Consider the following 19,258-nt stretch of genomic DNA (forward strand, 5'->3'; position numbering starts at 1 on the left):
TTCAAGGAATCATTGCTATTTAAAAGCTTTATGATACAATAGAGTAACATAAATTTAAAATATAGATAAGCCAATTTATTGGCTTTTAGAATAGGAGAGACATGATGCACATTTTTGATGAGCTAAAAGAACGTGGCTTGGTATTCCAAACCACTGATGAAGCAGCTTTACGCAAGGCCTTAGAAGAAGGACAAGTCTCTTATTATAGTGGATACGATCCGACCGCTGACAGCCTGCACCTTGGCCACTTGGTAGCCATTCTGACCAGCCGTCGCTTGCAACTAGCCGGACACAAACCCTACGCTCTGGTCGGAGGAGCAACTGGATTGATTGGCGATCCATCCTTTAAGGATGCAGAGCGCAGTCTCCAAACCAAGGAAACCGTGGAAGGCTGGGTGAAATCTATCCAAGATCAGCTTTCTCGTTTTCTGGACTTTGAAAAGGGCGATAATAAGGCCGAAATGGTCAACAATTATGACTGGTTCAGCAGCATCAGCTTTATCGACTTCCTGCGTGATGTCGGCAAATACTTTACTGTCAACTACATGATGAGTAAAGATTCCGTCAAGAGCCGGATTGAGACAGGGATTTCCTATACAGAATTCGCCTACCAGATCATGCAAGGATATGACTTCTATGTCCTCAATCAAAATCACGGTGTAACCCTGCAAATCGGTGGTTCTGACCAGTGGGGCAACATGACAGCAGGTACAGAACTCCTGCGCCGCAAGGCTGACAAGACTGGCCATGTGATAACCGTTCCGCTCATTACCGATGCTACTGGCAAAAAATTTGGTAAGTCAGAAGGTAATGCTGTCTGGCTCAATCCTGACAAGACTTCTCCTTACGAAATGTATCAATTCTGGATGAATGTCATGGACGCAGACGCTATCCGCTTCCTGAAAATCTTCACCTTCCTGTCCTTGGATGAAATCGAAGAGATTCGCCAACAGTTTGAAGCAGCACCACACGAACGCTTGGCGCAGAAAGTTCTGGCTCGCGAAGTGGTCAGTCTGGTTCACGGTCAAGAAGCATATCAAGAAGCTCTCAACATCACTGAGCAGCTCTTTGCCGGAAATATCAAGAATTTGTCCGTCAAGGAACTCAAACAAGGCCTGCGCGGTGTGCCTAACTATCAGGTCCAAGCAGAAGACAACCTCAATATTGTAGAACTGCTTGTGACAGCTGGCGTGGTAAACTCAAAACGTCAAGCTCGCGAGGACGTCCAAAACGGCGCTATCTATCTCAATGGTGAGCGCATTCAAGATTTAGACTATGTCCTCAGCGCCTCAGATAAACTGGAAGACGAGCTAACAGTTATCCGCCGCGGTAAAAAGAAATACTTTGTCCTGACCTACTAAAGATAAAAATCCGATTCAAATAATCGGATTTTTCTATACCTTACTATAAAAACAATAGAAAGAGAACGCCTATGAAACCAAAACTTGCCCGTTTTGCCCAAGCTCCAGCTCTGGCCTGTCCACTCTGCCAGCAAAGCTTGGCTATGGAAGAAAACAGCCTCAAGTGTCCTAATCGCCATTCCTACGACATCGCCAAATTCGGTTATGTCAATCTAGCTCCCCAGGCTAAACAAGCTAAAGACTATGACAAAACAAGCTTTCAAAATAGGCAAGCCATCTTGGAAGCCGGCTTTTATCAGCATATCCTAGACGAGTTGCAGGATCTGCTGCAGGCCCTGCCTGAAGAACAGACCATTCTAGACGTCGCTTGCGGAGAGGGCTACTATGCTCGAAAAATTCAGGAAAAATTCCCCAACAAAGAAATTTACGCTTTTGATCTATCCAAAGATTCTATTCAACTAGCTGCCAAAAGTGATCAGAGCCTTGCTGTAAAATGGTTCGTCGGGGATTTGGCACACTTACCCGTTCAGGATCAAAGCATGGATGTCTTACTGGACATCTTCTCACCAGCTAACTATCATGAATTTCAACGAGTATTGAAAAAAGAGGGGCTTATCATTAAAGTCATCCCGACAGAAAGTCATCTGAAAGAAATTCGTCAAAAAGCTACTCAATATCTGGACAAGAAAGATTATTCTAATCAAGATATCATCCAGCACTTCCAGAAGCACTTTACGATTCTATCCAGAAAAACCGTAGAATCCACACATGCCCTGCATTCTAAGGAGAAAACTGCCCTACTGCAGATGACTCCTTTACTCTTTCATGTTGAAAAAAATCTAATCAATTGGGAGCAGCTTACACATGCCACCATTTCAGCTGAGATTCTTATCGGAAAACTAAAACAAGAAAAAATCTAAGCTCCTTTCAGTAAAAAACGCTGTTATAACAGCCATTTTAAAAACGCAGACAAGCCTGTCTGCGTTATTTGTTTATCAACTGATTAATAGACTGTCTTCTCTGTCTCTGGATCAAAGAAGTGCGCTTTATTGAGGTCAAAGCCTAGGTCAATACCTGCACCAGTTTCTAGGTAATCCCGTGAATCCACACGCGCTACAAACTCACTAGAACCCACTTGGCAGTAGAGGTGAGACTCTGCTCCCAGCAATTCTGAAACAGAAATCTTAGCATGGACAACTGAATTCGGGAAAGTTTCCAAGAAAGCAGCTTCCGCATTGATATCTTCCGGACGAATACCGAAGATCAGCTCCTTGCCCTCGTAATTTTTCTCCCGCAGAACCTTGAGAGCTCCTTCTGGCACAGTCAAGCGCAGACCTTCTGCTACAATCTCATTCCCTTCAAGCTTAACTGGGATAAAGTTCATAGCTGGGCTGCCGATGAAACCGGCAACGAACTTATTAACTGGGTTGTTATAGACTTCTTGAGGTGTACCAATCTGCTCCACTCGTCCAATCGTTCCAGTTCCAGCAGGATTCTTGGTCGCTGACATGATAACAATCCGGTCAGCCAGAGTCATAGCTTCAGTCTGGTCGTGGGTAACATAAATAGTTGTTGCCCCGATACGACGGTGAATCTTGGCAATCTCTGCCCGCATAGAAACACGTAGCTTAGCATCCAAGTTAGACAAAGGCTCATCCATAAGGAAAACCTTTGCATCCCGAACAATAGCGCGTCCCATTGCTACCCGCTGACGCTGACCACCAGATAAATCAGCTGGCTTACGCTGCAAGAATTCCTTCAAGCCCAAGATTTCTGCTGCTTCATTGACCCGTTTTTCAATATCTTCCTTGCTGTACTTGCGCAGCTTGAGACCAAAAGCCATGTTGTCGTAGACAGTCATATGCGGATAAAGGGCATAGTTCTGGAAGACCATAGCGATATCACGATCTTTTGGCGCCACATCATTGACCACTGTACCGTCAATAGAAGCAGTTCCTTCAGTGATGTCTTCAAGACCCGCAATCATACGCAGAGTAGTTGATTTTCCGCAACCGGACGGACCAACAAAGACGATAAATTCCTTGTCCTTGATATCTAAATTGAAGTCTTCCACTGAGTAGTGGTCGCTGTTGGGATATTTTTTATAGATATTTTTTAGATTTAATTCGACCATAATAAGCCCCTTCTTTTGAATAAAAATATTTTATTTTAAGCTCTCGTTTGCAAAGCGCTTTCACATTGTCCATTATATCGTTTTTTTTTGACTTTTTCAAGCACTTTTAGTAAAACGTTTGCATAATTTTTGAAAATTTTCTCCATCAAAAAAAGAGACCACTGGGCCTCTTTAAAACTTATTCTTCTTTTTTTCTACTACGGAATGACAATCCAGCTGCGCCTAAAGCGCTGATAAGTCCTGCAACTGTGAAAAGAGCATTAGAAGCTTGACCCGTATGCGGCAAGACTGACGCACCACTCTTACTTTCCTTGTTTTTAAGCTGAGCTAGCTGGGTGACCTTAGCTGATGAAGACTGCTCTTGTACTGATTTGGTCCCATCAACTGCTGGCAAAATACCGCTAGTTACTTGGTAAGCAGGTAAAGCATCAGCTACTGCCGCGTCAGCAGCATTGACACCGCCGGTAAATTCCGGAAGAGCCGCCATTTGAGGAGCGCTGTCTGGATGTGCACTCCTGACTGATGGCTGAACGCCAGCATCATAGGCGTTATTTTCTGCCATGGTTGGCTCAGAATCATTGACGCCTCCTGTAAATTCAGGCCGTGTTACTGTTGCTCCTTCTGAATCATTTACATTTCCACTAAATTCTGGTTGTACTGAAGACTGCGGAGCTGTATCGGGATGAGTTCCAACTTCATGGCTGGACAAATCATATTCCGACGCCGTTGCCGTTGCTGGCTCAGAGTCGCTGACGCCTCCACTAAATTCAGGCCGTGTTGCTGTTGGTGCTTCTGAATCATTTACATTGCCACTGAATTCTGGTTGTACTGAAGACTGTGGAGCTGTATCGGGATGAGTTCCAACTTCATGGCTAGACAAATCATATTTCGACGCCGTTGCTGTTGCTGGCTCAGAGTCGCTGACGCCTCCACTAAATTCTTGCCTATCTTCCTGTGGTGAATCACTTGGAATAGAAGAAGCTGTCTTAGCTTTAGCAGCATTCTTGACAATCGCTTCTAGATTTTCAAGAGCTTTTGTCTGCTCAGCAGCAATCTGTTCCTGCAGCTTCTCTGCTTTTTCAGCACTGTCTACACTATCATCTAGCTGCGCAATCGCATCTGTCACCGTCTTTAATACTGCTAGAATCTTTTCTTTAGCTTGCTTTTTATCGAGTTCTGAAAGTGTTTGATGATGTTCAATTGCTTCAATCTGTTTGTCGACTTCTTCTTCAAGCTCATCTAAAACCAAATCTTTGCCAACTGGATGAATCGTGTCCAAGCTAGCAATTCCAGCTTCCTCAATTCTCTCCAGTTCTTCTTCGGTATCAGCCTTTTCAAGCGCTGTTTTCGTATCTGCTAGAGTTGCTTCCGCTTCAGCTTTAGCCGTAGCCCGTTCTGCATCTGACAGATTCGGGTTGCTCCGTAAGTCTGCTAGCTTATCAGACAGAGCAAGATCTAGTTTCAGTCCAGTCGTAGCTTTCAGCAAACCTTGCTTCTCTGCCGCTACCTGTTCTTGAATTTTTTCGGCATCATCAGGACTTTCAACCCAAGCATTATAAGCTGCAATTGCTTTTTGAGCTATGGCTGCTGCATCTTCAATTTTCTTTTTAGCTGCAGTTTTTTCCTCAACAGAAAGACTTTGACTCTTCTCAACAGCCTCGATAGTAGCTGTTTTTTCTTCCTGAATTTCTTTTAAGAACTGCTCTTTGCCAATAGGGTGAATCTTGGCTAAGCGGGCTATAGCTGTTTCTTTTTCCTGGTCATAGACTTCCTGAGAATCTGCTCCTTCAATAGCCTTCTTGGCTGCTTCCACCACCTGCTCTATCTCGCCTCTAACTGCTTTCTTTTCTGCTTCTGAAAGATTAGGATTTGCTTCCAAGTCAGCTAACTTGGCAGCCAGAGTGAAATCTACGGTTGAACTTGCTATAAATTTGAAAAACTTATCTTCCTCGGTTACTGCTTGCTCTTGAATCACTTCCGCCTGCTCTGCTGTTGCTGCATTAACATCTAATTTCTGAATTGCATCCTCTGCTTCTGCAGCCTTCTTCCTTACAGACTCTTGGAAACTTTTCTTTTGCTCCTCAGGCAGCAAATCGCTACTATCTACAAGTTTGTCAAACTCTGCTTTCCCATTTTGGATTTCATCTAGAAGTAAATCTTTGCCGACTGGATTGATAGAGTTGATGTCTGCCAATCCATCTTCTTTAGCTTGATCAATCCTTTCTTTATCCTCAGCTGCGGCAATTTCATTCTGAGCCTTTGCAGCTGTTTGATTGACTTCGTCCTTAGCTGCTGCAAGCTCCTCATCTGACAAATTTGGATTATTCCCAAGATCTGTCACTTTCTCAGCCAGAAATGTGCCTACTTCCTTGTTAGCAGCCTCCCTAACCGTTGTCAAATCCTGATTTACTGGCGATGCAGCAACTGGGTTCTCTACTGCATTTGCCACTGGCTGTTCCTCATCCGCCGCCACCAAACTGTGACCCAAAAACAGAGCACAAATAAGGACTGACCCAACACCTAAAACAGACTTCCGAATAGAATATCGCAAAACTTTTTCTGTTCTTTTCATCTTTTTCTCCTCTGAACATATTTTATTATCCTGATCAGTAACCCTTAATAAAAAGTCCAGTCAAACCTCCCATAAATCTTTCAGATTTGGTAATTTTTAAACTACACTTTCTATTTGACTTCTGATAAGATTTTTTATTATTTTATCATATTAACCTTTTAAAACAAAACAATTATCGGCTTGATTTATGTACATTAATTGTAAAATCGTCCAGTTTTTAAATAGACACGATGTCCAAAAATTAAACTAAAATTTTTTCCATTTAACAATGTGTAAACTTTTTTAGTAAAAATTCTGGGCTATTTTCTAGCTTATTTAAGATAGAAAAAGTAAAATGGTATAGGAGGGATAAAATTATGGCTCTTAATACACGAGATAGGATTTTGGATGCATTTTTTGAATTAGCAGATAAACAGCCAGATAGACCGCGTTTTACCTTTACAGAAATCGCTAAAGAAGCCGGCTTGTCCAGACAGGCTATTTACAAACGACACTTTAATAACACTACTGAAATTATCGAATACATTCGCCAAGATATGGTGAAGCAAGCTTTTGCTCCTAACTGGAATAGCAATAATGCTGAAGCGGGCTTAGATCCTTTCACCTTTTTGGCTCAAACGATTCTTCCCGCTATTTATGAGCAACGCCAACGCATTAAAATATTATATACTAGTTCTGTCGATCCCCTGTGGAGCGATTTTATTACTGCCAGTTACAAGGACTGGATCGAGCAGAATCTAAATCTTGACCACCAAAAATTAGGTATTCCTGAAGACCTGGCCAATCAACTGCTGGCCGGCTGGATTAGTTCTCTTATTGAGAATTGGATCACTCAGGATGACCCTGTTCCTTGCAAGCAGTTCTCTAAGACATTTCTCAACCTTGTATCTTCACCCCTAACCAGCTTTGCTGCCTATGATAGTCCAGCTGGTCCTTCAAACAAAATTGTTATCGCATAACCAACTAGAAGAAAAACAGAGAAATGACAGAACCGGTCCTTGTAAGGGAAGACTGGTTTTTTAATATTTTTATATTAAATTTTAAAAATAATTGGACATTTCCTCTATAAAGTGTTATCATTTTAGTTGACAAGCGGTAAACTATTTTGTTGGGATTTGCTCTATTTTTAGACAAACCAGCAAGAACTTAATAAAAAAGAAGGAAGGTACTTATGCCCCAAGATACTCGAGACAAAGTCGTCAATGCCTTAATTGAGCTGGCAGAGCAAAATCCTGAAAAGTCTTATTTTACTTTTTCAGAGATTGCAAAACAAGCCGGTCTATCGCGCCAGGCCATCTATAAAAAGCATTTTAGTAATGTTGAAGACATTATCCAATACATCCGCCAGACAATTATGACTCCGTTTTTGCCCCTGTATGAAAGCTATGAAGAAGGAAATGGAGAAAATCCATTCTGTTTCTTTGCCCAACATATGATTCCTACCCTTTATGAACATAGGAAATGGATGAGGGTGCTCTACACTACAGCTATCGATCCTTTCTGGAGTGACTATCTATCTACCTTCTTCACTCAGTGGGTCGTGCAAAATTTAGAAATTGACTCTAAGAAATTGGAAATTCCAAAAGAAATGGCTACGGAAATTGTTGTTAGATGGATTAACTCCCTCATTGAAATTTGGATTATCAAAGAAGAACCTATGCCTGCAGAGGATTTCGCCAAGCTCTTCCTGAATGTGATTTCAACCCCTATGGATCAGTTTATAACACCTCACAGTGAATCCTAATTCAACTCAAAATTATGAAGCCCGCCTAATTTAGGCAGGCTTTTTTGTCGGCAAAATTTCTTACTCTCCCAAAGAAAAAGAGCAGATGTTTTTCTGCTCTCATCAACTATATAGATTTTAACATCAAAAGACAAGCTTCGTTTAATCTACACGATAATAGAAGCTGCCTTGCTCGTCAAAGCTATTCAGGCCAACACCTGTCCAGATTCTGTCTTGGCCAGCATCGGAGTTGTCTGTAAAGTTTTCCTTGTCTGCGACCTTAACTCCCTTGGGAAGAAACTCAATCAGAAAACCTCCGCTTTCTCCGCCGTAGACACCGCCAGCAGCAGTACCATAGTCTGTCAGAGAAGCTCCATACAATTCATAACCACTTGAAACCAAGCCCTTTTCATCAAAAACAAGCTGGTTGCCAGAAGCATCCTGCCAGGTTCCTTTAACGCTGGTATAATTACCATTTGCAAGTGCTGAAATGTCCATCGCTTCCTTCTTTTCCTTGGTTTTTTCTGTGCTCGCACTCTCTGAGCTAGTGTTGCTAGCCGCTGAAGATGCTGCTGCAGTTGATTGACTGGATGCCTGCTCCACAGAACTTGTTACCGAGCCCGTACTGCTAGTAGGCGTCTCTGATTGATTCGTAGCACTGCCCCTTGAGCAAGCTGTCATAGCTAATAAAGCAGCTCCTGCTAGTAAAAAAGGTAAAGCTTTTTTCTTCATTTTTCTCCTCTTTCTCACGGTAAGATAAATCATGTGATTAGTAACATTATAGATTATTTTATCGCTTTTTACAAGAAGAATTCTAGCAGCTGGGCGGGCGCAAAGCTACTGACTTTATTCATTCAGCTTCTGCCACATCCAGAACCCTGTAGATTGTTTTTGCCAGAGCCGCTTCATAATCAGATGCACCATAAGGCTTATCAGTCGTGACTTGGGCTGTCTGCTTTTCTAAGTCCACAACCACATCTGACACTCCCTCCATAGATAGGAAGTGCTGGGTGACGTGTTTGACACAATTTTGACAAGATAAGTTTTCTAATTGAACTGTTTGTTTCATAGATTCATTCCTCCGTATATTTCTTCATTTTAAAGCGTCCTAGACGCAGAGCATTGACGACAACCGACACTGAGCTCAAGCTCATGGCTAGACCAGCCAGCATAGGATTGAGCAAGGGACCGCCGAAAAGATGCAATAGCCCCATAGCAATCGGGATGCCTAGTGTATTGTAGGCAAAGGCCCAGAAAAGATTTTCCTTGATGTTGCGGATGGTCGCTTGGCTGAGCTTGATAGCCTTGACTACATCCTGCAAATCACTATGCATGAGCACTACATCTGCTGACTCAATAGCCACATCGGCGCCAGAGCCGATGGCAATTCCAACATCTGCCTGGACCAGAGCCGGCGCATCATTGATACCGTCTCCTACCATAGCCAGTTTTTTCCCAGCTTCCTGTAAGTCCTTGATAGCAGCGGCCTTCCCATCTGGCAATACACCTGCGATGACTTTTGGGATTCCAGCTTTCTGGGCAATAGCTGTCGCGGTTTCTTCACGATCTCCTGTCAGCATGATGACTTCTAGCCCCATAGACTGGAGCTCCTGCACCGCCGACAGGCTGCTGGATTTCATCTCATCTGCTACCGCTATAATACCAGCCAGCTGTCCATCTACTGCGACAAACATGGCTGTCTTCCCTTCTTGGGAAAGCTCTAACAACTGTTCCTGAAAAGCACTGCTGTCAATGTTCTTTTCTTTCATCAATGACTCATTTCCCACCAGAAGCTGTCTGCCCTCAACCTGAGCGGATAAGCCTCGTCCAACAATGGCCTCAAAATGACTGACAGGCAGTAGGTCAAGCCCCTCCTCTTCAGCAGCTTCTAAGATAGCCTGAGCCAAAGGATGCTCAGAATGCTGCTCAGCACTGGCTATTAGCTGCAACAAGTCAGAGCGATTAAAAGCACCTAAAGGTAACAAATCCGTCAGACTGGGCTTACCAACCGTAATCGTTCCCGTCTTATCAAGAACAATAGTATCCAGTTGATAAGCAGCCTCCAAAGCTTGACCAGACTTAATCAGAATTCCATTTTCAGCCCCTTTGCCGGTCCCAACCATGATGGCTGTCGGAGTGGCTAATCCCAGCGCACAAGGGCAGGCAATGACCAGAACCGCGATAAAGATTGACAGAGAAAAGCTAAGGCTCTCACCAGCTAGAACATACCAAGCTAGCGCAGACAAAGTAGCTAAGCTCAGCACGATTGGAACAAAATAAAGCGAAATCTTATCTGCTAAAGCCGCTATCGGCGCCTTAGAACCCTGCGCTTCCTCCACCAATCTAACAATCTGAGCTAAGGTCGTATCCGAACCCACCCTAGTTGCTTGGTAGTCAATACTACCATTTTGATTGATTGTTGCACTGGTAATGGTGTCGCCGACCTTCTTTTCAATCGGAACACTTTCACCAGTCATCATGGATTCATCCACAAAGGTCTGGCCCTCCGTCACAAGGCCATCTACCGGCATACGCTCCCCTGGCTTGATACGGATAATGTCTCCAACTCGGATGTCCTCTGTATCAATGGTTACAGCCTCTCCATAACGGATCACTGTCGCCTGACTAGGTACTAGCTCAAGTAGAGACTGAATCGCCTGAGACGTTCTTCCCTTGGCTAAACTTTCCAGATATTTACCAAGAAGAACCAAGGCAATAATCACTGCAACCGACTCAAAATAGAGTTGATGAACAAAGGCATGATGACCTAGAAAAACCTGACTGACCGAGTAGAGACTGTAGAAAAATGCTGCGCTGGTACCCACCGCAATCAAACTATCCATATTGGGATGCTGCTTGATAAGATTGCGAAATCCTCTTTGATAGAAGCCACGCCCAATCCACACAGCAGACAGAGTCAAAAGTAGTTGTGACAGAACGAAGACCAAGGGATGCGTCATATGATCCAAGAAGCTAGGCAGAGGAAGACCGACCATACTTCCCATAGAGATATAAAGCAAAGGCAGAGCCGTAATCAAAAGAATCAGTAACTCTTGTTTCTTTTTTTGCAATTTCTGAGCTTTAATCACAGCTTCTTCGCTTACGTCAGACGGCTTGTTTTTTCCTTTTTCTTCAGCCTGATAACCAGCCTCGGCTACAGCATCCAGCACTTGCTGGCTGTCAAATCCCGCCTTAGGAAGCAAACTGAGACGTTCTGTCGCCAGATTGACACTGACGTCCTCGACCGTTTCCAAGTCCTTGACCGCCATCTCTACCGTCATAGCACAGGCAGCGCAGGTCATACCTGAAAGCTTGTATTCTTTCTTCTCGCTCATCAATGCGCCTCCCTTCCGTGCCCGCAACGACACTGGCCTTGAGAGCAGTCGCATTTGACTTCCAAAGGAGCCGAGGCTCTTTTCTTATCAATGACCTGACTGAGCCGCTCCAAGTCTCCTTGACTAAACTGACTTCTCTCAATCATCGAAATCAAAAGATCTCCATGTTTAGTGTTACAAATATTGTCAAAAAGAGCCTGCCAAGTACTTTCCAGATGGTCCGCTTCTAAAATCCGAGCATCATAGTAAAACTTACCCTCGATCTTTTCCATAGCGATAAATTCTTTGGTCTTCAGACGATTCAAAAGAGTCTTGATGGTTGCCGGTTTCCAGGAAAAATCGGCTTCCAAACGAGCTATAATCTCTGTACTGCGACTGTGTGGATAGGCCCACAACACACGCATCACTTGCCATTCTGCTTGGCTAATATTTTGCTGTTCCATTGTTTAACACTCCCTTATCATTTACATTTGTAATCTAACTCTTTATTAGTTTACATTTGTAATCATGATTTGTCAAGTGTTTTTATCGTCATTTCCTGATATGCAAAAAAAGAAGGCGGGATAGTCCCGTCTTCTTACTTTATTTATATTAATGCGCCAACATCTCTTGAGCAATTTCTTGACCAGTCAACTTACTTGGATAGTAGGTTGGCCAGTTTTCCAGCTCGTCAAAGAGTGCCTCCTGGCTTTCGCCACCATAGAAGATATGGAAGTGAGCCGCCTTGGTCGGTGCAATGTTGTGGTCGCTAAACTGAACATACTTGTACTCCCCAGCATCCGCGTCTGTCGCTTCAAACATAAAGCGAACTCCACGATTTCCCTTAGAGTAAGTCAAAGTGTGCTTGCCAACGTATTTATACGTATATTTCTTGGATTTTCCATCTACCACAAATTCCATAGTCTTGTCTGTGATATTGATATTGGAAACATCTGTCTTGTAGCCTTTGTCATAGTAGTCCTTGTATTCAGCTGCTGTCATTTTTCCAGTCAGCTTAGCCTTGTAGTCAAAGACTTGGTCCAAGGTCCCGTCTTTCAGATAAGGGTAAACAGACTGCCACTCGCCAGCATAATCAGACAAGGTCCGATCCTTGACGGCACTGTCTTCAAAGTAGCCGTTTTGCACTGTCTTATCGTCTTCTTCTTTCTCGGCTGCAATCTCCGCTCCCTCTTGGTCAGTTGTCTTCTTGAGAGCCTTTAGATTGGCCTGCATGATAGAAACATAGTCTGCCCCATCCTTGGTCTGCTCCTCGGTCAAGCTTTCCAGCGGATTCAGGACATCAAGTTCTACCCCTGTTTCCTTAGCCAGAGTAGAAGCCAGAGCCTGAGAGGCATTCTCTTCAAAGTAGATATACTTGATTTTATTTTTCTTGATATACTCGGTCAATTCAGCCAAGCGTGAAGCGGATGGCTCACTGTCTGGTGAAAGGCCAGAAATTGGCACCTGCTTCAAATCATAGTCCAATGCCAGATAGTTAAAGGCTGCGTGCTGAGTAACAAAGCTCTTTTGCTTGGCATTGGCCAAACCATCTTCATATTCCTTGTCCAAGGCTTCCAGCTTCTTGATATAAGCCGCTGCATTTTTCTCAAAAGCCGCTTTCTTGTCAGGATAAGACTTGCTCAAGCTATCACGGATGTTCTCCACCATTTTAATAGCTCGCTTCGGTGACAGCCAGACATGGGGATCATAGGCATGATGATGTCCCTCTTCACCATGGTCATGGTCTTCTTCCTCTTCACCACCAGGCAGCAAGAGCATATTTCCAGTCGCCTTGATAACCTTTTCTTCCTTATTTTTCAAGTTTTTTAGCAAATCTGGAACCCAAGTCTCCATGTTTTCATTTTCATAGACAAAGGCATCTGCATCCTGAATCGTCGCAACTGCCTTAGCTGAAGGCTCATAATCATGCGGCTCTGTACCTGCCCCGATTAGAAGTTCAACATTGGCCTCATCTCCAGCCACCTGCTTGGTAAACTCATAAACAGGATAAAAAGTCGTGACAATATTGAGCTTGCCATCTGCATTTTTTTGATTGGAACAAGCTACTAAGAAAATACTCAGTAAACCTGCTAATAGTAAGCTAATTTTTTTCATTTTCTGCTCCTATTTCATAAATTTTTTGACCAGATTGACCAGCAAGAACAAGCTGACGAAGATAATCGTAATGCTAGCGCTAGCTGGCGTCTCTGCATAGTAAGAAATATAAAGTCCGGCAATCATACCAAAGAAACCAATGGCATTTGCCAGCAAAATGACCGACTTGAAATTTTTCCCAATCCGCAGGGCAATACTGGCCGGCAAGACCATAATGGTCGAAACCAGCAAGGCTCCCGCAGCCGGAATCATGAGGGCAATCGCAACACCCGTCACGATATTGAAGAGAATAGACATGGTCCGCACAGGCAGCCCATCGACAAAGGCCGTATCCTCATCAAAGGTCAAGATGTACATGGGGCGAATGAAGAGGAAGGTCAAGACAAGCACCACAGCAGCAATGACAAAGAGAGAAATCACCTGCTCCCTACTGATAGTCACAATGGATCCAAATAGATACTGGTCCAGACTCATCGAGCTAGAACTCTTGCCTTTACTCATAACAATCAAGGAAATAGCTAAGCCAGTTGACATGAGAATGGCCGTTCCGATTTCCATGAAATTCTTATAGATAGTCCGCAGATACTCCAAAAAGACCGCTGCAACAATGACGACAAGCACCGTTGTGAGAGTGGGCGATAGTCCAAGAACCAATCCAAAAGCTACACCTGCCAGCGAAACGTGACTGAGCGTATCACTCATAAGGCTCTGCCGACGTAAAATCAGAAAAGTCCCCAGAATCGGTGAGAAGAGGCTCATGGCAATAACTGCTAAGAAGGCTCGTTGCATAAAATCATAGGAAAATAGATTAAGCATGGCTCACCTCCTGTCCATTGTCGCTTTCATGCACATTGAAACAGCGCCAAGGTGAGTCCTGATTACGGACCAGATGAATATTGCGGTCAGCATATTTACGAACTTCTTCCGGATCGTGTGTAATCATCAAGACAGCTTTCCCATGCTGATGAGCACTATGGTGCATGAGCTTGTAAAATTCATCCTTGCTGCCTGCATCCATCCCTGTTGTCGGCTCATCAAGGACAAAAATATTCGGATCCGAAGCAAACATCCGAGCAATCACAGCCCTCTGCTTTTGCCCGCCAGAGAGAGAACCAATCCTCTTATCCCGATGTTCCCACATTCCAACTGACTCCAGACTAGCCTTGATATGCTCTTCATCATGCTCATTCAAACGACGAAACCAACCCTTACGCGGATAACGTCCCGACTTGACAAACTCATATACCGTACTAGGGAAACCTGCATTAAAACTAGCAATCTGCTGAGGTAGATATGCAATCCGCAGTTTCTTGCCTTGCACATTAGTCTTGGAAATCTTCACTTCCCCATACTTAGGTTGCAAAATACCCAAACTAGCCTTTATAAGAGTCGTCTTAGCAGCTCCATTTTCCCCCGTCAAAGTTACAAACTCCCCACTGTCTAGAAAATAATGAATATGCTCCAGCACAGGCTCCTTGTCATAGTAAAAGGAAAGATTATCGACTGTGATATATCTCATTTACCAATCTCTCCCACCAAGGCTTCCAAGAACTTCGAAATTGTCGCCTGTTCACTAGCAGAAAACTGCTCAGCCAATTTTTGATACGTCTCCAAAGTATGTGCGTGATGATGCTGATGTTCCTTTGCAATCGGCTGAGCTAACTCAGTCAAACGGTAAAAGGTAACCCGTGCATCTCTCTTATCTTTAAAGGCTTGCAGCATCTCTTGCCGAACCAAGGATTTCACAGCCTTGGTCACAGCAGCTTGACTCACATTCAGTTTTTTTGCCAAATCAGAATTTGTCAAGGATTCCTCAGACAAAAGCATCAAAATATGCTCCTGCGTATTAGTTAAAGGCACATCACTCGTGCAAGAACCAATCAGAATCTCATGCTGATTTTCTGCCTTCAAAATAACTTCATTTAAAAATTGATCGATCTTATCTGCTAAATGAGTCATTTCCTCCTCCTTCTCTTAACCAGTTAAAGCTTTACTGGTTAATTATACCACAAAAAAGAAAAGAGTCAAGAATTTTCAGTAAAAGTAAAATGCTTTTCACAAAAAATATTTAATCATACAATTAGATTCTTAAGTCCTAAATAAAACTCAATCATAGAATGAAAAGCAACAAACTAAGCTGCCTCTTATTAGCATTCTAGATTCTATAAACAATTTGATGGTGAGTCCATTACATTAGTTGAGTGTGGATTTACAAGTAAAATCATGAGTCAATCTTCCGCATTAGCTTGCAAATAATTACTAAAGAGAAAACAAAAAAACGAAGTAAAAATACTCCGCTAAACTTAAGCTATACCGGCGGCCGGTAAATAAATGGAGAGAATCAAGTAAATAAGCAAATAAACCAGCGATATATCAAGGCTTTGTCTTTTTCTTGATAGTATTGAAATAATAAAGGTTGACCAAATGGGTGACCAAATTTTTCAAAATGGATAAAATAAGATGCAATAGTTTTGGGATTATACATTTTATTTTATCTATTTTATGGTATAATATCTATAGAAAACATGGAGGTGGAGAGATGGAAGAAAAATTATTTAATAAAAAATTTGTTTGGAGTATTCTTGGAGGTATTGCAGCTGTAGCTCTTGTTGTGTATTTGATTATCATTAATAGTACTGGCGGGGTAACCAATTTGGGCAATAGCTTAGATGGTACTTACTACGTTTATCACCGTAATAGCAACACAGTCATTGAAGATAATATCTTGAAAGTTGATGGGAAAACGGCTCTATTTAAAGATGCTTATTGGGTAAAAAACGGTGACGAAAATGAGGGGGATATGTGGCGTGTAGATACTGAAAAACAGGTGATTGAAGTTCAAGAAACAAATTTACATGAATATCCTTATGTTTTAAAAGATGGTGTTTTAACATTTAATAATGATTCATACGTGAAAGAGGGTTCAGAGATTTATAAGAAGGCTAAAAAAATGTCTGAATGGGATTATGAAAACGACTAGTAAAGATTAGTCGTTTTTATTTTGTAGATCATATAAGGCAAAATTGACAGCTCGTTGAACTTCTTTTTCAGTCATTTTTTTGCTATTCCAGGCATACCAGAGAGTTTTACCTCGGTCATATTTGGACCAGGTCTTAATATCGGGGAATATTCTTCTTACTTTTTGGCAAAAGGATTGATCTTTAAGCTCTGGTAATTCTTTGTGAGTAACAAAGTCTTTTTTATCTAACAATAGCTTTAGTCTGTCCGTGGCAGCTACTTGAATTTTTTCATAGTTGCTGATGATATTGTCTTTGATAACATCCAAAAGTGTTAAAAACTTTTGTTTAGCGGCTGTGCCAGATCTATAGCTTGTGACAAGTCCTTTAGCCTTAGGATAGGTTATATCTGTATAGTGCTGAAATAATTGAGTTAATCGAACTTCTAGGGCTTTGTTTGAAACAGATAGGTCGTGCATGACTTCTTGATAAGATTTTTTTTGGTAGAAAATTTTAGTCAGGAGCACAATGTCTGGCATTAAAATAATAGAAGCAAAGTAATCTGCTTCTAGTTCCTGAGTGGTTTTATTTGCTAAACTTTCTGTAAAAAAATTTCCATTATGCTTTAAAACAAGGTGGCCTAATTCATGACACTTTGTGAAATTCTGTCTCTCTTGGATGCAATCTTCTTCATAAGAGATAGAAATTCCTTGGGAATCAATCATAGTAATACCTGAGATTAGATCATTTTCAATATGATGTTCTAAAACCTTGAAATTGTATTTTTCTTTCATCGCTTGAAAGTACGTTTCAAAGGAATAGCTGAGTAAAGAAATATTATGTAATTTGATGAATTGATAAATTTCTTTTCTAGCAAAGTCGGCAATATTTCTATAAATGGGATTCATTCTTGATTCTTATCTTCTTCAAAGGCTTTTCTGCGCATTTCAATAAAATTGTTAATATCAATTTTAAATTGCTCTTGTTGTTCTTTTGTCAGATTAAAGTCATCTACAGTTTTTCTAAACATGAATTCTGCAGATTCTAAAGCTGATTCAGGCTGGTTTTTTACATCAGTGTTCCCTAAAAGATAGTCTACAGAAACGTTAAAAAGTTCAGCGAATTTTTGGAGTGTTTCCTTGGAAGGCTCACGCCCACCTTTTTCCCATCTAGCATATTGCGGCTGATTTATTCCAAGTGTTTCAGATATTTGTTTCTGTGTAAGTCCTGCTTCTAAACGCAGAGCTTTCAGTCTTTCTGGAAACATGAGATAACCTCTTTTAAAAAATATTTTAATTTTTTTCAAAAAAATCTTGACAATATATCCAAAAGGTTATATACTAAATATATCCGATAGGATATAAAATCTAATCAAATTCTTACCCAAAGTTATTATTAGATAAGTAAAAAATTGAGCAGTAAGATTTGATATATAGATTTGTTTAGATCTTTGAAAAGTTAATAAAAAGTGCGTCTGACGATCCTTTCAGATGACCAAACACACTAAAACGTTGCAATTTTAGTATATAGTAAACTTAACAATTTGTCAAGTTTGCTAATCAGGTTAAAAGTGAGGGATTGGAGCTGTTCTAGGTCCTATGGATCTAGGAACACACGCACCAGCTTTTAGCCTGATGAGCTGGCTTGGATGAATCATCAGGAACTGCTGGCCCTAGTGGGTCGGAGACGCAGGCAGAGGCTCTGTTGGAGTGAGACAACAACCTTTATGCTGCGTGGGCGGTAGCCAGAGTATGACTTTTGGTGAAGAATGAATATGCGAAGATATGAGCATATACTAAATAGATTAGTCATCTGTTTAGGAAAATGGAAAATTTAAAAATAAAATTATAGGCAAATTGCTTTCGTAGTAATTTGCTTTTTCTGTTTTCTTAAGCAGATGATTGCTGACTATCTTAATAGAAAGGAGGCTTATCCATGAGTAAGTGGTTTTTAAATTGGTATCGAAAGCAATTGTTATTAAGTGTATTGAAAAATCGTAGTAAAAACAATGATGTGGGGTTATATTTTTCTGATCGTGGCTTTATCATTGTGAAAATGGAGAAGAAATCAAATATTTGTTTTGCTGCTGACTTACCTGAATTTGACCGAGAATATTTGAAAATGTATATAGAAGACGGTCAATTTATTATCTATGGCGGCCAAGTGCAAATAGGAATGATGCGATTTTTGTTAAAAACAAAAGCTAAATGGACCAATATTGTAATGTGGAAAGATTGAGGTGACAACATGCTAAAGAAAGGATTATGTTTTATGTTTGGAACGTTACTACTAGCTACTTCTCTTTCTGTTTTTGTTTTTATGTTGATGATTATGATAATTTGTAGGTTTGTGAAAGGGGTATAAATGAAAGTGGAATGAACTATAGTGATGCAGTAATTGAATATTATAGAAAGGGTTATCGAAGAATTTTCGATAACTTTTTATTTTCCTTCGAGATATATGCTGCGGATCGTTTGATGCTCTTAAGGTTGTGCAAGTCTAGCTTGAACGAATTAAATCGATTGAATGAGAAATCTTTGAAACAAGATAAGATTGTCACAACTCATTTAATGCGACCCTATCAGCGAATTATTGAAAAGGAACATTGGAAAATCGAAAGGAGTTAGTAGATGGACTATTTTGAAGAACGATTTAAAGGAATCATAGAAAATTTCAAGTTTTCTATGAGGATGTATCGGGATGATTGGACACGCTGTGAAGCATGTTATCGTGCAAGCTTGGGCGAAATGGAAACTATTTTTAGTCGTCATGATAGCCATGATAGCTTTTCTAAGCGTCTGATGGACTGCAAGAATGACTATCAGCGCCTCTTGAAGAAAGAATATTTAGGGATTTGAAAATGAAATATGCGGTAATTTTTAATAAAAGTATGTTTAATGCTCATAAAAGTATTGCAAGACATGCTGAAATTTTCAAAAAATATCACTACGAAATTGATGAAATTGATATTATGATGAATTTCCAGTCTTTGGAAGAACTAAATGACTTTTTGAATTTATTTGGCGGGAGAGCTTACTATAATTCAAAAAGAAAAGAAATTTGTATTTTAGATTAGAAATGG

The 19,258-nt window shown here is 41.3% G+C and carries 20 protein-coding genes; 8 read left to right on the top strand and 12 right to left on the bottom strand.

The features are described 5' to 3' along the window. Nucleotides 1-104 precede the first annotated feature (104 nt). Entirely contained in the window at nt 105-1,361 is a 1,257-nt protein-coding gene (tyrS, locus tag J1C91_RS10705; RefSeq protein WP_032913029.1) for a tyrosine--tRNA ligase, read from the top strand. 71 nt (nt 1,362-1,432) lie between these two features. Next, a complete protein-coding gene (locus tag J1C91_RS10710; RefSeq protein WP_125438553.1) occupies nt 1,433-2,281 on the top strand; it encodes a putative RNA methyltransferase in 849 nt (282 codons plus the stop codon). Nucleotides 2,282-2,364: 83 nt separating this feature from the next. Here J1C91_RS10710 and J1C91_RS10715 read toward each other — a convergent pair whose 3' ends face one another. Then, nucleotides 2,365-3,495, bottom strand: a complete 1,131-nt coding sequence (locus J1C91_RS10715) for an ABC transporter ATP-binding protein (RefSeq protein ID WP_002910867.1) — start codon at nt 3,493-3,495, stop codon at nt 2,365-2,367. 178 nt (nt 3,496-3,673) lie between these two features. Continuing rightward, the gene (locus tag J1C91_RS10720) at nt 3,674-6,067 is read right to left on the bottom strand and encodes an SIALI-17 repeat-containing surface protein (RefSeq protein WP_002910870.1); all 2,394 of its coding nucleotides are present in this window, start codon (nt 6,065-6,067) and stop codon (nt 3,674-3,676) included. Between the two features lie 356 nt (nt 6,068-6,423). Here J1C91_RS10720 and J1C91_RS10725 point away from each other — a divergent pair, with 356 nt between their 5' ends. Both J1C91_RS10725 and J1C91_RS10730 read left to right on the top strand, forming a co-directional pair. Continuing rightward, nucleotides 6,424-7,026, top strand: coding sequence for a TetR/AcrR family transcriptional regulator (locus tag J1C91_RS10725; RefSeq protein WP_002910871.1), 603 nt, complete (start codon nt 6,424-6,426; stop codon nt 7,024-7,026). Nucleotides 7,027-7,238: 212 nt separating this feature from the next. Further along, nucleotides 7,239-7,811: a TetR/AcrR family transcriptional regulator gene (locus J1C91_RS10730; protein ID WP_002910872.1), complete on the top strand. Its 573-nt coding sequence runs from the start codon at nt 7,239-7,241 to the stop codon at nt 7,809-7,811. A gap of 141 nt (nt 7,812-7,952) precedes the next feature. On the opposite strand, the gene J1C91_RS10735 is transcribed toward J1C91_RS10730, so the two are convergent. The 8 genes from J1C91_RS10735 to J1C91_RS10770 all read right to left on the bottom strand — a co-directional run bounded on the left by J1C91_RS10735 (nt 7,953) and on the right by J1C91_RS10770 (nt 15,178). Next, nucleotides 7,953-8,555, bottom strand: a complete 603-nt coding sequence (locus J1C91_RS10735; protein WP_002910874.1) for a DUF6287 domain-containing protein — start codon at nt 8,553-8,555, stop codon at nt 7,953-7,955. 85 nt (nt 8,556-8,640) lie between these two features. Further along, nucleotides 8,641-8,859, bottom strand: a complete 219-nt coding sequence (locus tag J1C91_RS10740) for a heavy-metal-associated domain-containing protein (protein ID WP_002910875.1) — start codon at nt 8,857-8,859, stop codon at nt 8,641-8,643. A gap of 4 nt (nt 8,860-8,863) precedes the next feature. Beyond that, nucleotides 8,864-11,125: a heavy metal translocating P-type ATPase gene (locus tag J1C91_RS10745; protein WP_125439446.1), complete on the bottom strand. Its 2,262-nt coding sequence runs from the start codon at nt 11,123-11,125 to the stop codon at nt 8,864-8,866. Continuing rightward, complete coding sequence (locus J1C91_RS10750) at nt 11,125-11,568, bottom strand: CopY/TcrY family copper transport repressor (protein WP_002910877.1); 444 nt, start codon at nt 11,566-11,568, stop codon at nt 11,125-11,127. Before J1C91_RS10750 ends, J1C91_RS10745 begins: the two co-directional genes overlap by 1 nt. A gap of 148 nt (nt 11,569-11,716) precedes the next feature. Then, the gene (locus tag J1C91_RS10755) at nt 11,717-13,219 is read right to left on the bottom strand and encodes a zinc ABC transporter substrate-binding protein AdcA (protein ID WP_048771908.1); all 1,503 of its coding nucleotides are present in this window, start codon (nt 13,217-13,219) and stop codon (nt 11,717-11,719) included. Between the two features lie 9 nt (nt 13,220-13,228). Then, complete coding sequence (locus J1C91_RS10760) at nt 13,229-14,035, bottom strand: metal ABC transporter permease (protein WP_002910879.1); 807 nt, start codon at nt 14,033-14,035, stop codon at nt 13,229-13,231. After that, the gene (locus tag J1C91_RS10765) at nt 14,028-14,738 is read right to left on the bottom strand and encodes a metal ABC transporter ATP-binding protein (RefSeq protein ID WP_002910880.1); all 711 of its coding nucleotides are present in this window, start codon (nt 14,736-14,738) and stop codon (nt 14,028-14,030) included. Before J1C91_RS10765 ends, J1C91_RS10760 begins: the two co-directional genes overlap by 8 nt. After that, complete coding sequence (locus tag J1C91_RS10770; RefSeq protein WP_002896843.1) at nt 14,735-15,178, bottom strand: zinc-dependent MarR family transcriptional regulator; 444 nt, start codon at nt 15,176-15,178, stop codon at nt 14,735-14,737. The genes J1C91_RS10765 and J1C91_RS10770 overlap by 4 nt, the downstream gene beginning before the upstream one ends. A gap of 487 nt (nt 15,179-15,665) precedes the next feature. Here J1C91_RS10770 and J1C91_RS10775 point away from each other — a divergent pair, with 487 nt between their 5' ends. Then, nucleotides 15,666-16,199: a hypothetical protein gene (locus J1C91_RS10775; protein WP_061595057.1), complete on the top strand. Its 534-nt coding sequence runs from the start codon at nt 15,666-15,668 to the stop codon at nt 16,197-16,199. Between the two features lie 6 nt (nt 16,200-16,205). Here J1C91_RS10775 and J1C91_RS10780 read toward each other — a convergent pair whose 3' ends face one another. Further along, nucleotides 16,206-17,084 (bottom strand): ImmA/IrrE family metallo-endopeptidase, encoded by an 879-nt coding sequence (locus J1C91_RS10780; protein ID WP_125337905.1) that lies wholly within the window; start codon nt 17,082-17,084, stop codon nt 16,206-16,208. Then, on the bottom strand, nt 17,081-17,443 hold the full coding sequence (locus J1C91_RS10785) for a helix-turn-helix domain-containing protein (protein WP_061592347.1): 363 nt from the start codon (nt 17,441-17,443) through the stop codon (nt 17,081-17,083). The genes J1C91_RS10780 and J1C91_RS10785 overlap by 4 nt, the downstream gene beginning before the upstream one ends. 668 nt (nt 17,444-18,111) lie before the next feature. Here J1C91_RS10785 and J1C91_RS10790 point away from each other — a divergent pair. The 3 genes from J1C91_RS10790 (at nt 18,112) to J1C91_RS10800 (ending at nt 19,252) form a co-directional block, all read left to right on the top strand. Then, nucleotides 18,112-18,414, top strand: coding sequence for a hypothetical protein (locus J1C91_RS10790; protein WP_125337906.1), 303 nt, complete (start codon nt 18,112-18,114; stop codon nt 18,412-18,414). 392 nt (nt 18,415-18,806) lie between these two features. Further along, on the top strand, nt 18,807-19,034 hold the full coding sequence (locus tag J1C91_RS10795; protein WP_061592351.1) for a hypothetical protein: 228 nt from the start codon (nt 18,807-18,809) through the stop codon (nt 19,032-19,034). A 2-nt stretch (nt 19,035-19,036) separates the two neighbouring features. Beyond that, the gene (locus J1C91_RS10800; protein WP_061592352.1) at nt 19,037-19,252 is read left to right on the top strand and encodes a hypothetical protein; all 216 of its coding nucleotides are present in this window, start codon (nt 19,037-19,039) and stop codon (nt 19,250-19,252) included. The last annotated feature ends 6 nt before the right edge of the window (nt 19,253-19,258 follow it).

The organism is Streptococcus sanguinis (assembly GCF_050222175.1).
Classification (GTDB): domain Bacteria; phylum Bacillota; class Bacilli; order Lactobacillales; family Streptococcaceae; genus Streptococcus; species Streptococcus sanguinis_M.